12 protein-coding genes are annotated in these 15,840 nt (G+C 42.3%); 6 read left to right on the top strand and 6 right to left on the bottom strand.

The window, feature by feature from the left end; translation table 11 throughout:
- Positions 1 to 36: 36 nt before the first annotated feature.
- Genes ubiE through ACQ76V_RS03490 form a run of 4 tightly spaced genes read right to left on the bottom strand, consistent with a single transcriptional unit; the run spans position 37 to position 2,807 of the window.
- A complete protein-coding gene (gene ubiE, locus ACQ76V_RS03505; protein WP_440999093.1) occupies positions 37 to 726 on the bottom strand; it encodes a bifunctional demethylmenaquinone methyltransferase/2-methoxy-6-polyprenyl-1,4-benzoquinol methylase UbiE in 690 nt (229 codons plus the stop codon).
- A 33-nt stretch (positions 727 to 759) separates the two neighbouring features.
- Positions 760 to 1,407: a histidine phosphatase family protein gene (locus ACQ76V_RS03500; RefSeq protein ID WP_440999092.1), complete on the bottom strand. Its 648-nt coding sequence runs from the start codon at positions 1,405 to 1,407 to the stop codon at positions 760 to 762.
- A 1-nt stretch (position 1,408) separates the two neighbouring features.
- Positions 1,409 to 2,044 carry a hypothetical protein gene (locus ACQ76V_RS03495; protein WP_440999091.1) on the bottom strand — a complete coding sequence of 212 codons (636 nt, stop codon included), beginning with the start codon at positions 2,042 to 2,044 and terminating at the stop codon, positions 1,409 to 1,411.
- Positions 2,045 to 2,096: 52 nt separating this feature from the next.
- Positions 2,097 to 2,807, bottom strand: a complete 711-nt coding sequence (locus ACQ76V_RS03490; protein ID WP_440999090.1) for a ComF family protein — start codon at positions 2,805 to 2,807, stop codon at positions 2,097 to 2,099.
- 150 nt (positions 2,808 to 2,957) lie between these two features.
- On the opposite strand from ACQ76V_RS03490, the gene ACQ76V_RS03485 reads away from it, so the two are divergent.
- The 6 genes from ACQ76V_RS03485 to ACQ76V_RS03460 all read left to right on the top strand — a co-directional run bounded on the left by ACQ76V_RS03485 (position 2,958) and on the right by ACQ76V_RS03460 (position 13,174).
- Positions 2,958 to 4,121: a helix-turn-helix domain-containing protein gene (locus tag ACQ76V_RS03485; RefSeq protein WP_440999089.1), complete on the top strand. Its 1,164-nt coding sequence runs from the start codon at positions 2,958 to 2,960 to the stop codon at positions 4,119 to 4,121.
- A gap of 24 nt (positions 4,122 to 4,145) precedes the next feature.
- On the top strand, positions 4,146 to 6,149 hold the full coding sequence (gene ligA, locus ACQ76V_RS03480) for an NAD-dependent DNA ligase LigA (protein WP_440999088.1): 2,004 nt from the start codon (positions 4,146 to 4,148) through the stop codon (positions 6,147 to 6,149).
- 122 nt (positions 6,150 to 6,271) lie between these two features.
- Positions 6,272 to 8,734, top strand: a complete 2,463-nt coding sequence (locus ACQ76V_RS03475; protein ID WP_440999087.1) for an HD family phosphohydrolase — start codon at positions 6,272 to 6,274, stop codon at positions 8,732 to 8,734.
- Between the two features lie 5 nt (positions 8,735 to 8,739).
- Positions 8,740 to 9,648, top strand: a complete 909-nt coding sequence (gene xerD / locus ACQ76V_RS03470) for a site-specific tyrosine recombinase XerD (protein ID WP_440999086.1) — start codon at positions 8,740 to 8,742, stop codon at positions 9,646 to 9,648.
- An 85-nt stretch (positions 9,649 to 9,733) separates the two neighbouring features.
- Positions 9,734 to 10,339 (top strand): ECF-type sigma factor, encoded by a 606-nt coding sequence (locus ACQ76V_RS03465; protein WP_440999085.1) that lies wholly within the window; start codon positions 9,734 to 9,736, stop codon positions 10,337 to 10,339.
- A 15-nt stretch (positions 10,340 to 10,354) separates the two neighbouring features.
- Positions 10,355 to 13,174 (top strand): tetratricopeptide repeat protein, encoded by a 2,820-nt coding sequence (locus tag ACQ76V_RS03460; protein ID WP_440999084.1) that lies wholly within the window; start codon positions 10,355 to 10,357, stop codon positions 13,172 to 13,174.
- A 232-nt stretch (positions 13,175 to 13,406) separates the two neighbouring features.
- On the opposite strand, the gene ACQ76V_RS03455 is transcribed toward ACQ76V_RS03460, so the two are convergent.
- Both ACQ76V_RS03455 and ACQ76V_RS03450 read right to left on the bottom strand, forming a co-directional pair.
- The gene (locus tag ACQ76V_RS03455; protein ID WP_440999083.1) at positions 13,407 to 14,291 is read right to left on the bottom strand and encodes a hypothetical protein; all 885 of its coding nucleotides are present in this window, start codon (positions 14,289 to 14,291) and stop codon (positions 13,407 to 13,409) included.
- 149 nt (positions 14,292 to 14,440) lie between these two features.
- Positions 14,441 to 15,628, bottom strand: coding sequence for a DUF5050 domain-containing protein (locus tag ACQ76V_RS03450; RefSeq protein WP_440999082.1), 1,188 nt, complete (start codon positions 15,626 to 15,628; stop codon positions 14,441 to 14,443).
- Positions 15,629 to 15,840: the final 212 nt, after the last annotated feature.

Here is a 15,840-nt window from a genome sequence, read left to right as displayed (position 1 = left end):
AATATTTTACTTTAAATGTGTAATAATATAGATGTTTTATTGTACGGTGCCTACATAAACGTAGGCAATACCGCCGGTCAGCTTTTCAAAAAACTGCCCCGAAAATGATCCTGCTTCTTCCATCAGTGCTATAAAATCATGCCCGGCAGGAAACTTCGCACTTGTTCGTGGCAGATACGTATAGGCCTCTCTATTGCCACTTATCCACCCTCCCAATGTAGGCATAATATATTGGCTATATAATTCATAAGGATATTTTAGTAATCCTTTGGGTTGTCCAAATTCCAGTACAACAACTTTACCTCCGGGCACCACAACGCGAGACATCTCTTTTAGTGCTTGTACAGGATCATCGACATTGCGGATGCCAAAGGCGATACTCGAAATATCAAAAATATTATCCTCATACGGCAAGTCCATCGCATCAGCAACTTCAAAATCGACCACCAAATTGTTTTCTTGAGCCTTCTCGGGGGCATGTTCAATCATTTCGGCACAAAAGTCAGTCCCGAGCACATAGCCCTCATGGCCGACGGCCTCTTTAAATTCTAATGCCAGGTCCCCTGTTCCCGTTGCACAATCCAATACCCGGTCCCCGACCTTTGCACCACTTAAAGAAACCGTACGATCTCTCCATATATGATGGATACCAAACGAAAGAATAGAATTCACCCGATCGTAATCATCAGCGATATCCGCAAACATATTTCGAACTTTTTCACTCATAAAACTTCTGGAAATTAATCTGTTTGTATGCTGTTAGTTGGATGCGATTTCTTCTTTCGAATGCAAATCAGTCAAGTGATCAGTCTTGTTAATGTATAACGATTCAAATCCTGTGCTATTCCACCGCAGATGATATAAAGCTCCATTAGAATGTGGGATTTCGTGCATATTTTTTAGTCCGTAACCGAGCCATTCCGACAGCAAAATACGCAATAACCGTCCATGCAGTACAAACAACAAGTTTTTTTTCTGATTTTCTTCCAGTATCAATCGTGCTCTATTATCGGCTCGTTTGAAAACAACAGTCGGACTTTCTCCCCCTGCTGAAGCAAAATCTACGTCACCGGACTTCCACCGTTCATGGAGGTGCTTTAATTCAGGCTTAATCTCCGATATGGGCTTGCCTTCCAAAATACCAAAATCCATCTCATCCAAATCTTGGTATGTATTCACTTCTAACTGATATTTTTTTGCTACCGCCTCGGCTGTTTGTTGAGATCGTTTTAAGCTACTGCTGAAAATCCGTTGGATTGAAACATCTTGCAGATGTTGAGCGATGGCTTGTGCTTGTTTAATGCCAGTATCATTTAGGGATGCATCAATACCGCGCCCCTGAATTTGGTTACAGCGGTTGTATTCTGTTTCTCCATGACGGGCCAGATATATATTCGTAATCCCCATTTTAGTTCTTTCCCTTCTTTCGATTTGTGGCCAACTCTACAAATTTATCTTCCATCTGCTGTACTTCGGGTGGCTGCAGATTATAGTGCATACCGTATTTTAGCAGTATCATCTTGAATACGCGGTCGTTAAGTGTAAGCTTTTTATCTACGCCCTGATCTATTTTATCCCACAAACGTTTTAACAATCCCAATTTCATCAAAAAGAAAAAAACAAGTCCAATGCCGGCAGCCAGATATTGACCGGTCATACCCAAGGCACTGATTATAACCAATGATGTAATGAGCAAATACCCATCAGTATTTAAAAATTTGAGCACCTTGCCAAGGTATATTGTTACCAGTGCACTTTTAGAGCGATACCATAAAAAGTGAAAGGCAATGGCTATGGTTACTGCCAATATAGGATGTATTGCCAGCAACAATACTAACAACAACGTAAGTGCAAGACTGTCGGCACTGCGCACCCATGCAATTGCTTCTTCAACTAACTTATCCAAAGGGCGCTTATCCAACAGTCCGGGTACAAATTGTTTAATCTGATCGGTAGTAATATGGAACCAGTCACCGGTTCGAGTAACGATACCGAGTTGCGTTTCCAAAAATTGATTTTGTGCACCGAGATTTTGTCTTTTCATAAGACGAAAAATATCCTTCTTTTCGCAAAAAACGAATTTTCAATCTGATTAATTATGCCTGTGCAACTGTCAATATAATAACAGGACCTGCCCCCGCTTTATTTAATGTATCTGCCAATTCAAACGCAGTCGCACCGGTCGTAAATACGTCATCAATAATTACACACAATCTATTATTAATCAATGTGTGATCTCTAACCTTAAAAGCTTTTTGCATGTTATTAATTCGCTTTTCAAGACTAAAGCCGGTTTGGGAACGTGTGTTTTTAACCCGAACAATATCATCAACATCACAAATGGGTATGTCCCCCCAAACCTCATGAAAACCCTGTGCTAATATAAACGCCTGATTAAACCCTCGATACCGATACTTTAGATAATGCAACGGTACTGGAACAATTACCGATTCATGACGGTCAAACAGCTCTATAACAGCAGGATGACTGTGCATCCGCAGGCCCAAAGCCTTACCCAAATCATGTCCTACTGTTGTCAATCGTTCATATTTTAACTGATGTAACAAATCCTGTAGATCTCCCCCCTTGTCAAATTGCCATAACGCATGCTGGATCATGACTCCTTCCGGCAAAAGAGAATCTGAAGACACCTGTTTATTTTCAGGATTTGCATCTTCAAAACGATTACTTAAACAAAATGAACAGATCTGCCGTTGCTGCTCAGTATGCTCATGTCCGCAGCAAACGCAAACATTGGGAAATACTACACTTTTAAAACCGCTCGCAATGTTCTGAAATACTCCCATAGGCCACTATTTTTATAGGTAAGATCTTTAATTGCCAGTAATCCTTACAGGGAATCTTCTTTTCAGCAAAAAATTTTTAGCAACCACTATATTTGTTTAGATTATACGCCGTATAAACGGTCTGCCACTACCTAATTCAGATAATTATTTATGGCATCACTTGGAAAAGACCTTGCCCACATTCGCAAAGAGCAAGAATTGAGCTTGGAGGATATTTACGAGACTACTAAGATTCCAACCAGGATTCTCTCATCTATCGAAGATGATTCTATCTTCACCAACTTTGAAGAAAATGCAACCTATATTCGGAGCTATGTCCGCAGCTATGCAAAAGCTTTATCCATTGATGAAAAGCAGATCATCTATGCCCTGAACAAAGTTGAAAAAAATGACTATTCCGGCTCACTGCAAAGTCTCTTTGAGGAGCAGCCGAAACGGTCTTTTGAGTATGATGAGGAAGCGGAAGATACGACCAAGGAGTCCGAAGAGCAGGATGACCGTCAAAGTGACGACATGATTCATGACCATTCTCCTGAATTTGAATCAGAATCATCAGAAGAATCCACAAAAGCAGAGAAATCTTCTCCTTTAACTAAATCGACCCATCCCGATGTTCAGTCCGTGGATTGGGCGGATATGGGGCGAAAATTCCAACCATTGAATTCAGTACAATCGAAAACGTGGATTGGGATTTTTGTTACTCTCTTAATAATTATTGTAGCGGGTTCTTTTTTCTATTTTTATGAAACCGGACCGACTTCTGAAAATATTTCTGAAAGTCCCACTTCACCTGCGCAACAAGATGAAGCCTCTAATAAAGCAGTTAGCACTGATTCGCTGGAATTGGATATCGTTCCATCAACCGAATCCAACGACACGACTCAAACAAACGATACTACCGAACAACAAACAACTACTACAGTTGGTGAACTACAAAGTGAGCCGCTATCTGCACTGCCGGATACGCTAACCATCGTTCTTTACGCCGCATACGATCGATTAGAGCCGGTACGTGTTTACACTGATATTATGGATGATATCAATCCCTATTGGATTGAACAGGGTGATGCTTTACGGTTTAACTTTGTGAATGAAATGAATATTCGAGGCCAGACAAGCCGCATGGTATTATTGCTGAACGGCCATCCTATCCCAAATATTCGCGAAAATTTCTATAATCCTGAATCCCGGCTCTTGGAAATTAACCGCAGCTTCTTTGAAAATGATCCCCAATGGCTGCAGCCTGCTCCGGATTCATTGGCCATCGATGCCCCACCTCCCACCACCATCAACGATCGTCCAACTTTTAATTAACCCGATACAAGCCTACGCTTAAAAATGGAAAAACAAGAGGCAAAGAAACGCGCTGAAGAACTGCGCGAATTGCTGGATAAAGCCAATAAAGCCTATTATCAAGATGCACAACCCTTTATTTCGGATAAAGAATTTGATGACTATCTGGCGGAACTGGAAAAAATTGAAGAAGATTACGATCTCGTTGATCCCAAGTCGCCAACTCAGCGTGTAGGCGGTGAACCCAGCAGTGATTTTGAAACGGTTGAGCATCCCACCCCATTGTTAAGCCTTGACAATACGTATAACGAAGATGAACTGAACGATTTTGACCGCCGGGTTCGTGAACTTTTAGAGCATGATAACTTCACCTATTTAGTCGAATTGAAGTTCGATGGAGCTGCTATTCGACTCCGCTACGAAAATGGTGATCTGGTACTGGGTGCCACACGCGGAGATGGTGAGAGCGGTGACGATATCACCCGGAATATCAAAACCATTAAAGATATCCCTCTTCATCTACACAATAATTTTCCGGACGTGGTGGAAGTTCGCGGCGAAGCATATATGGAACGTGAAGCTTTTGTACGAATGAACGAACACCGGGAAGAACAGGGGCTTAATGCCTTTGCCAACCCGCGAAACTCTACGGCCGGGTCGCTAAAGATGCAAGACCCCCGCGAAGTAGCACGCAGGCCTATCCGGTTTTTCAGCTTCGATATGCTCACCGATGATACTGATGCAGAAATTACACAGTATCAAAAAATGAAACTATTAGATCAATACGGGTTGCCTGTTTGTGATCACTTTAGACAGTGTTCCAATATCAATGAAGTACATACACAAATTGACGAGTGGGAAAATCTAAGACACGACCTGCCCTTTGAAACTGACGGCGTCGTTATCAAAGTTAACGAAGAGAAATATCGTGATACACTGGGAACGACCTCCAAAGCGCCCCGCTGGGCTATTGCCTATAAATTTGAGGCGCAGCAAGCAACCACTACCCTCCGGAAGATTACGCTTCAAGTCGGTCGACTTGGCAAAATAACGCCGGTAGCAGAATTAAAAGCAGTAGAATTGGCCGGTACCACCGTAAAACGAGCCTCTTTGCATAATGAAGATGAAATTCACCGCAAGGATATCCGGGTTGGCGATCGGGTGGTTGTAGAAAAAGCCGGTGAAATTATTCCCCAGGTGATTAGTGTAGTCAATCCCGATCGCGAAGATCGCGGCCCTCGTTTTGAAATGCCGCAACATTGCCCTGCTTGTGGGGAAAAGCTTATCAAACTTGGAGAAGATGTGGATTGGCGTTGCATCAACCCCGAGTGTCCACCACAAGTACGCCAGCGTATTGAACATTTTGCTTCGCGCGATGCCATGGATATTGACGGACTTGGCGAAGCGGTCGTAGATCAGCTGGTTTCCGAACAGTTAATCAGTAATTATGCCGACCTTTACGAACTCCAAACAGAACAGCTTTTGCCCTTGGAGCGCATGGCAAAAAAAAGTGCTGAAAATCTCATTGATGCTATAGAAAGTAGTAAATCGCAACCGCTGGATCGAGTCATTTATGCGATGGGGATCCGTTTTGTTGGTAAAACTGTTGCCCGCGATCTGGCGAACGCCCTGCAAAGCATGGATGCTCTGATGAAAGCAAATAAAGAGACTATTGAAGAAATTGAGTCGATCGGACCCAAGATTGCACAATCGGTTATTGAGTTTTTTAATCAGGATCACAACCGTAAAATGGTAGAAAAACTCCGAGATCATGGCCTCAACTTTACCATGGAAAAGCAGCAACAGGCATCACAAAAGCTAAAAGACAAGAAATTTGTACTAACGGGCAGCTTACCGTCGTTTACTCGAAAAGAAGCAACCCAACTAATCGAAAAACATGGAGGCAAAACAACATCATCGGTGAGCAGTAATACCGACTATCTGCTGGCCGGAGATTCTCCCGGAAGCAAATACGATAAAGCCCAAAAGCTAAACATCCCAATACTTGATCAGGATGCATTCTTGAACCTCATTGAGGAAGAATTGTAACCTATTATCTGTTTGGGAATATGGTTATGGGTTGGTATAATTTCACAATCAACGTATCTTATCTGAACATTATAATGTTTCTGGCCGATTAGGTATCACAGAAACAGACTGAATATATATTTATGGGTATTCTTGAAAAATTGGGATTAGCACCCAAAAAAAGGCAGGGCGCTCCTGTTATCGGGGAAAAGAAGAAAAAACAAGAAGAGGCCTCATCATTAAAACACAACCCTTACCTCAGAACATTTATCCTCATTGTTTTTCTGGGGGTTATTGTCGCGTCCATCCCAGAAAGCACCTATAAAGAGCCTATTAACTACAACATTGGTGAACCCTGGCGGGCAGATGATTTAACAGCTCCTTTTACTTTTGCAATCCAAAAAAGTGACCAAGAGCTTGAAAAAGAACGACAAACGATTCGAGAAACAACCCCTCCCATTTTCCATAAAAAGCCGGATGTTCAAATTTCCGTACAAAGCAAATTAGATTCTCTTTTTCAAGGTTTATCATCAATAAAAAAGGGTTATAGCAACTGGCAGCAGTCAAAGAAAGAACATAAATCCGAAGAGGCACAGCGAGATAGCCTGCAATTTGAGAAGCTGAAAAATAGATCGCCTGTAAATTTATCTGAATCGGCTTGGCGAACAATTCTGGATAACTATGCGTCTGTTTCTTCACAGAACAGCAATGCTTCCGGCGGTACAAACAACCAATTTTCAGACGTCAGTCTAAAAGAACAACTGCAAAAGCTTATCGCTGAAGTACTGGAAAGCGGCGTTTTAGATATTCCAAAATCCGAGCTATCGAATGATGAAATAACAATACGCGACTTTCAAAAACGGACCGAGCAAACCCTGAATCTGGTAAATGTACGGGATCTGCCTGAAGCAAAAGAATATGCACAATATCGTCTTTCACGTAACTTTTATGATGATTTAGCAAACGCAGGCAACGAAATATTCGCCCAGATTATCCAACCAAACTATCTCTTTAACAAAGAAGAAACCCAGGCACGCATTCAGGATGCACTGGATGAAATTTCCACCTCGAAAGGAGCCGTTGCCCAGGGACAGGTTATCATTCGTCGCGGAGATATTGTTACTCCCGAGAAATACAATATGCTGCAAAGCCTGGCTGATGCTCGGGCCCAAAATGCAAGTGACCTGGAACGCTGGCTTCGCTACGGCGGGGATATCATAGCAGTTGTTGCTATTCTTACGATTTTCTTTTTCTACCTTTATCTGTATCGCAGATATATCTTTGTTGACAATTCGCTGTTAACCCTCGTGCTTATTGCATTTTCACTGGTAATTGTCAGCAGCGCCCTTGTCTATCATCTTGATGACATCTCCCCATTTATTGTCCCCATTGCCATTGCCCCCATCATTCTAACTATCATTTTTGATTCCAGGGTCGGCCTGTTATCAACGATTACGCTGGCACTTCTAACCGGACTTATTAATGGCAATAATTTTGAATTTGTCACTGCCACAACGGTTGCTTGCAGCCTTGGTTTATTCTCGGTGCGTGATATTAAGCAACGTTCACAGTTTTTCTTTACAACACCCGGTATCGTATTCGGATCGTACCTTGTGGTAGTATTAGGCTTTGGCATGACTACTTTTGACAGCTGGAGTGCATTGGGCAGCGAGGTACTCTTTATTGCTATTAATGCAATATTTATCCTATTCACATACCCACTTATTCTGCTCTTTGAAAAATCATTTAATGTAACCACTGATTTTTCACTGTTAGAACTTAGTGACACAAACCTACCGCTGCTCAAAACCTTAATGACCAAAGCTCCAGGCACCTTCCACCACAGCCTGCAAGTATCAAATCTTGCCGAAGCTGCAGCGGGAGCCATCCGAGCAAACGGGTTACTTTGTCGCGTCGGTGGACTGTATCACGATATCGGGAAGATGGAAAATCCCGGCTATTTTACTGAAAACCAGACCGAGAGTAATGAACATGATAAGCTTAAGCCGCGCATGAGTGCGCTCGTTATTAAAGCACACGTTTCTAACGGCGTCAAGATAGCCGAAGAACACGGCTTGCCCGAAGTGATTATTGATTTCATCAGGACGCATCATGGGGATTCGCTCATTAAATTTTTCTGGGAAAAAGCTAAAGAGCAAGCTGATACCAGTAAAAAAGAAATACGAGAAGAAGACTTCAGATATGATGGTCCTCTTCCACAGACAAAGGAAACCGGCATTTTGCTGCTGGCCGATTGTATTGAGGCCTCTTCTCGGGCGATGAAAGACCCGAACTACCAGAAGCTGGAAAACCTCATCGACAAGATGATTGATGAACGAGTCAACGAAGGACACCTCAGCAAAACCCCTCTGACATTTCAGGACATCCGAACAATCAAGGAGACATTTCTCAATATCCTTGTGGGCATATACCACAGCCGGGTTGAGTATCCGGATGATGAAAAAGAGGAAGAAAAGGATACCCAAGAACAACAAGAAAAAAATGATGAGGTTGATCTTGAAGAAACACCCGCAACGGATGATATGCCCGAGCATCCCGACTCTCCTAAAAAACCGCCGCGGGTAGACGAATATTACAATTCGTAATCAGCATGTATTTTCAACAAGAGTTACAGCGGTACCTCCAATTTGTAAAGCTGGAGAAAAGTCTATCCGAAAATTCTGTTGTATCATACAAAAATGATCTGGAGCGATACCTTCGATTCGTAGCAAAAGACTTGCAAATATCCGATTTGAGAGGTATTGAGCTTCGTCATATCGAAAACTACCTCGAAGAACTGACGGCCATGGATCTATCGGTAAGCTCTATTGCACGGAACATCTCCAGCATCCGAGGATTCCACGAATTCGCTGTTGTGGAGGGCATGGCCGAAGCGAACCCCGCAGAATTAGTTGATCTACCTAAAAAAGCCAAAAATCTGCCGGATGTTCTAAACCCTGATGAAGTTTCAGCTATTATCGATATCCCCAACCGGGAAACGGATGCCGGTATAAGGAACGCTGCAGTCATGGAAACCCTCTACGCTACGGGAATGCGTGTCAGTGAACTTACCGGCCTGGAACTCGACAACCTGATCTTTGAGATTGGTTTTATCCGTGTGGTTGGCAAAGGAAATAAAGAACGCTTGGTGCCGGTCGGAGAAATGGCCCAATCTGCACTCGAACATTATATCGAAGTCGTACGACCTAAATTCCAAAGTAATAAAAACCCTCAAAAAGCTGAAAACAAAGTTTTCCTGAGCCAGCGGGGCAACCCGCTTTCGCGAATGAGCATCTGGAATATCGTAAATGATGCCGCAGAAAGAGCCGGTATCGAAAAGAATGTATATCCCCATATTTTTAGGCACTCTTTTGCAACGCATCTTTTAGAGGGGGGCGCCGACCTGCGTGCCGTACAGGAAATGCTGGGCCATGCTTCCATCAATACTACAGAAATTTATACGCACGTAGATCGCAGCCTGCTCCATCAGGTCCATAAAGAATTTCATCCGAGAGCCTAAGAAAATCGTATTATTAAAAATTAACCTTCTCTTTATTAAGGGAGAATTTTATACATATTTTTTATAGCATAAAGTAAATAAGCATGTGTATAAGAATATCATCATCAACCTTTTCACCTCTTCCTTCATGGCCCAAAAGAATATCACCCAACTGTTAATAGACTTGCGGAATGCAGGCGATGAAGCATATAATGAGCTTTTCCCTCTTATTTATGAAGAGCTCAAACGGCTTGCTCATAGCAAACTCCGGCACGAAAACAATGAGATTACCTTAAGCGAAACTGAACTTGTTCACGAGGTTTATCTTAAGATGATCGATCAAACAAAGATTGAAGCTTGTGACAAAAACCATTTCATGGCTATTTCCGCACGTTGCATGCGTCAAATATTGGTGGATCACGCACGTAAAAAGAAAGCCGAAAAACGCGGCGGGGAGCAGAAAGATGTGACCTATATCGACGAATTATTAAAAGCCCGTCAAGAGTCTGAAGAAATCATCGATATCGATAAAAAATTAAATGAACTTGCCCAACTGGATGAACGCATGGCCGATGTGGTAACGCTTCGTTATTTCGGTCAAATGACCGTTCATCATACTGCCAAGGCACTGGATGTATCAGAACGTACCGTCAAGCGCGACTGGGCTAAGGCAAGAGGATGGCTCTATAAGGAAATCAAAAATAACGATTGATAATTACATTCGTTTATGGAGAAACAACAATGGAAAAAGATCAACCGGATTGTAGATACGGCCTTGGACCTGGATCGGGAAGAACGCTTTACCTATATCAAAAAAGAGTGCGAAGGAGAACAGGCCCTTCAGCAAAAAGTCATTGAATTCCTCGAGTCCATTGAACAATCTGAAACCAAGCAGTTCTTAGAGGGAACGCAGGCTTATCCTAAGAATCTTGCCCGAGACCTGTCCAACTCCGATCTAAGCAAAAGTGCCTCTTCGATGATTGGGCAAGTCGTGGGACTTTATAAAATTATTGAACTCATTGGTCATGGCGGGATGGGTTCGGTTTTCAAAGCCAAACGAACTGATGGAGTTTATAACAAGTCTGTTGCTGTCAAAATATTGCGTCGCGGTATGGACACCCCCTCAAATATCGGTCGTTTTGAACGCGAAAGAAATATACTGGCTAACTTAGACCATCCCAATATTGCTCGCTTACTGGATGGAGGAATCACTGAGGACGGCCTGCCTTATCTGGTGATGGAATACGTGGATGGCGCCCCTTTACTACAGTATTGTGAAAAAAATAAGCTGTCAATTGAAAATCGTTTGGCGTTATTTGAGCAAGTCTGCTTAGCCGTTCAGCATGCCCATCAAAATGCAATTATTCATCGTGATCTAAAGCCCTCAAATATTTTGGTAGATACCAAGGGCAAAGTAAAAGTCCTGGATTTCGGTATTGCTAAACTTATGGAGCCCGATAAGGAAGGAGCCACCTTTCAAACACGGACCGGTGCCCGTATGCTTACATTGGGTTATGCTGCACCAGAGCAATTAGAGAACCAAATTATAACTACCGCTACCGATTCGTATGTACTTGGTATTCAATTGTTTGAACTTCTGGCCGGTGTTCATCCATTTGAATTGGATGACAAAAATTTTGTAGAAATCGAAGAGCAAATCCGGGAAGAACAACCCAAAACCCCCTCTGAAAAATTTGTCGAATTACCCTCTCAGGAACAAAAACAAATTGTAGAAAAACGCAACACCTCTGTCAAGGCTCTGCTTAGTACCCTAAAGGGTGATCTTGATGCTATTGTAATGAAGGCTTTACGTAAAGAGCCAGACCACAGATATAGCACGGCTGAGCAACTGTTGGAAGATATTAACAGGCTGAAGACTGATCTGCCTATTATCGCTCGTGAGGATACATTCCGTTACAATGCATCCAAATTTATAAAACGACACAAAACCAGGTTATCTGTAGCAGCGGTTTTTTTGCTATTTATTATTGGCTTTACTGCATTTTATACCTTTCAAATTACACAGGAGCGCAATAAGGCACAATTGGAAGCTCAAAAAGCCCAAGAAGTGAGCGATTTTCTTACGGATATGTTTCGGGCCAGTAATCCCAATTACAATCCCCAAGATACTGTTACCGCTGCCACTTTTTTAAAGCGAGGAGAAGAACGTATTGATCAGCTCGAAAATCAGCCTGAGGTCCAGGCTCAGCTGCTTGAAGTAATGGGACGAGCATATACCGAGATTGGACAATTTGAGAAGGCAAACCCTCTACTAAAAAAAAGTTACCGACTTCGTAAAACATATCAGGGAACTACGAGTATCGCATACTCACAGAGTCTTGACGCATTGGTCATTTTTCAACGGCTCAGAGGAAATTTTGCAGAAGCAGAATCGCTTACCCGCGAATCTATTTCCATAATTAGAAACAACCATCCAAATAATGAAACCCTACTTTCAAATGGATTGAATGAGCTTGGTTTAATACTTGACCAGCGGGGTAAATATCAGGAGGCCGATTCAGTTTATAAGGCTGTTCTCCAGATACAACAACGGCTTTACGAACCCAACCATCCAAAACTTGCCCACACGTATAATAACAGAGCGGGAGTTCTACGCAAACAAGGGCAATACGAACAAGCAGAAGAACTATATAGAAGGGCACTGGCTATTTGGAAGAAGAAAAATGGAGACATCCATCCAAGTACAGCAATGGGTTATCACGATCTTGCCCTGATACTAAACCAGCAGGGAAAACTTGAAAAAGCAGACTCTCTTTATCATAAAGGGTTAGAGATTGATAAAAAGCTTTATGAACCCCCGAACAGGCATATTGCTCAATCATACAATAACATTGGCACCTTTTATGGTCAACAAGGCCGATACGAAGAAGCCAAGCCTTATTTGACTAAAGCAGTAGCTATGCGGCGCAAACTATTTTCAGAATTCCATCCCAAGCTTGCGGAAAGCTTAAATAACTTGGGCCGACTTTATATCGAACTGGGTAACTATGAAAAAGCGCATCCTTACCTTAAAGAAGCGCTCACCATTGATCGGGAAAATTTTGGAGAAACACACCCGTATGTGGCCGGTGACCTCGCAAACTTAGCACGTATTGAAAAAGAAAACGGGTCATTAAGTATGGCTGAAAAACATTTACGGAAATCCCTGTCGATTTTTAAAGCCACATTGCCTTCTGATCATAGGAAAACAGCCGATATCCTCACAGAACTTGGTGATCTGCTTGTACTTCAGAATAACCTGACTGAGGCCATCTCTTTGTTACAAGAAGCCTTAACAATCAAACGTAAATCTTATAATGAGAAGAGTTGGCAAGTTGCTCATAGCAAATCAATCTTAGGAAAAGCACTTACTAAAAGCACCGAATACCAAAAAGCTGAACCTTATTTGGTACAAGCATACGAAACGCTAAAAAAAGAACGGGGTGTTTCTGATAATCTCACCAAACAAGCTAGAAATAATGTCATAAAACTCTACCAAGCCTGGGGTAAGTTAAAAATGGCAAAAAAATATAAATCGAAAAGCTAAGCATATTATGCCGTAAATAAAGCGGACAGTTTAACAAGGTATCAGCCACATAAAAAACCCGAAACACCTTTCTTACTGCCTCGGTTTATAAAATATTGTACAATTTACCCTTCTCAACTGTAGAAAGTTTACATAGTAATATGCGCACTGTTTAAGGAAAGAGAACAAAAAAAGCCTGCAACAACTATTGTATTGCTGCAGGCTTGAACTAATTCAGATTTGCCAAACTCTATTAGTTTTGGCGTCTATCAACAACCTGAACATGGTCTAAACCGTATTTATTAATTAGTTCTTTATATTCCATAGAATTAATATTTGGAGATTCACCCGAGTTCTTTTTGGCAGAAGAAGTATTATCAACAACATTCGTGGCTTTAGTCTGAACTATCCGAACATCATCGGGATAATAAGGTGCCCCACTGTTTATCGTTATTGTAAATTCTATGTCGCTGCTCTGATGTATCATAGAAACCGAAAATTCCGGACCTGTATTACCTTCATCTATTACACCCGGAATAGTATGCATAAAACCACCGCGTACTAGATATAGATCCCAGGAACTTTCTAACATATCTGTATAGCTCTTATTCCCAATGGTTAGAGTTGTATCTTTGCCATTGAATGTAAAATCAGGCGCATCAAATACGTATACTGTAACATTGGCATTCCCGTCGGCCCCTTTTAGATTAATCGGAGATCCCCATCCATTTTCTGTTTTAGGACCATACATGTCGTAATTGGCTTGGTCCAAGTAGAAATCGCCCAGATCACCTAACGAAGGATCCGGGGCACCGCTGCCGGCATGAATCTGACTTCCGTCTTCACCGTCCTCTCCTTTGAGTACGATAATAGGATTGCCCCAGCCATTGTCATCTTTGGGGCCATACAGTTCACCGGTATCGGTGTCCAAGTAATAATCTCCCGTTTCACCGGTGCTTGCATCGGGCACTCCCTGTCCGGAATACATCATACTGCCGTCATCACCGGCCGGTCCAACTGGTCCTTGTGGACCTTCTGTTCCTTGAGGACCTTGTTCCCCCGCCGGACCTTCGCAGCCTGCAATGCCCAGCATTAACATTAGTACTACAAGTGATGATATTTTTGTTAATTGCTGCATATTAGGTGTATTCAGTTAATATTTATTGTATTCATAAAGTATTATGCGTAACAGCAGACGAAATGAGGACAAATTTATTTAAAAAAGCACGCAGCAGCCTTTCAGCCACTACGCGCAAAAGTTCAATAATCCGATCTATTAATCCATGATTACTCTACGGGACTCCAGTATGGCGAATGATCATTCGCCTTGTTTGCAGTTAAGTTGATAAGCGTACCGCTAGCATCGGCATTGATTTTGTAAACTTCTCCATTGCCATCTCTGATCGAAGTAAAAACTAACTCCTCCCCGTCTGGCGACCAGGCAGGAAAATTATCAGGGCCATCGTCGTTTGTAACTCTGAGCACCCCTGTTCCGTCTGTATTCATGGTATAAATCTCAATATTGCCATCGCGGTTACTTATAAAACAAAATTCAGATCCGTCTGGCGACCATTGAGGTCGGGAATCATCATCACTATTATTTGTGATTTGCTTTACGCCCGTACCATCCGCATTCATGGTATAGATTTCAAAGTCGCCATCACTGGTACCATCGAATACAACTCTATCACCGTCTGGTGACCAGTCGGGGTTGCTCCTATCTCCTGTCGACTTATTAGTCAATTGAACTTCATCACTGCCGTCAATATCTACCTTATAAATTTCAGTATTCCCGCTACGATCATCTTCAAAAACAATCTGTGAATTATCAGGAGACCAGCTCGGAAAAGCAGCTAAACCTGTCGAATTGGTTAACCGTTTCACGTTGGAACCGTCAGCATTCATGATGTATAAATCATAAGAATTTCCATCTCTATTGCTGGCAAATGCAATCTTGGTTCCATCATTTGATACGACTGGGAAAATATCACTTGAAGAATTATTAGTAAGCTTGGTTGGGTTTGAACCATCAGCGTTCATAAAATAAATTTCATCATTGCCATTCCGATTGCTGGTAAACACAATCTGATTTTTCAACATCGCCTCGCAGCTAATATCGAAACTCGCACTGGTCGTATTCTCCGCGGTAATATCTACTTGTTGAGGGTTATCCCCGTCCACCGAGCAGTTCTCGGCAAGTCCAGAGAGTTCGGCATCGTAGTTGCCTTCTTCCAGGTCTTCGACGGTTACCGTCTCGTCCGTACCAATGGAATGATCAGATCCGTCCACGGAAAGGGTGTACCCGTCGGAATCCACATCCGAGCCACCGGTACTGGTCGTCACTTCCAGCGTCCCCGTGGTGGGTTCTTCGGGTTCCGGGTCAGGTTCTGGATCAGTGCCTGTGCTGTTATCTCCGCAGGAAATAACCAGTCCTATTAACAAAAGAGGGATAAGGGTTCGTAGTCGTGTTCTCATAATGATGATATTTATTTAAGATGATAGTTTGCAAATCTCTCAGAATGTAATTGCAGAAAATTACTGAACACATTCTTAAAGAAGGTTATATGGCATGATATTTTAGTTGGATAAATCTCAGAATCAGTTCCATCTGTATGAATAAATTATTTGCCACACAGTATTTTGCGTAACAGTGGGCGGAATGAGGACAAATTAAAAGTCCACACCGT

This window comes from Fodinibius sp. SL11 (assembly GCF_052060035.1).
Classification (GTDB): Bacteria; Bacteroidota; Rhodothermia; order Balneolales; family Balneolaceae; genus Fodinibius.
The sequence above is the reverse complement of the archived record's forward strand: the minus strand, read 5'-3'. Positions and strand labels throughout refer to the sequence as shown.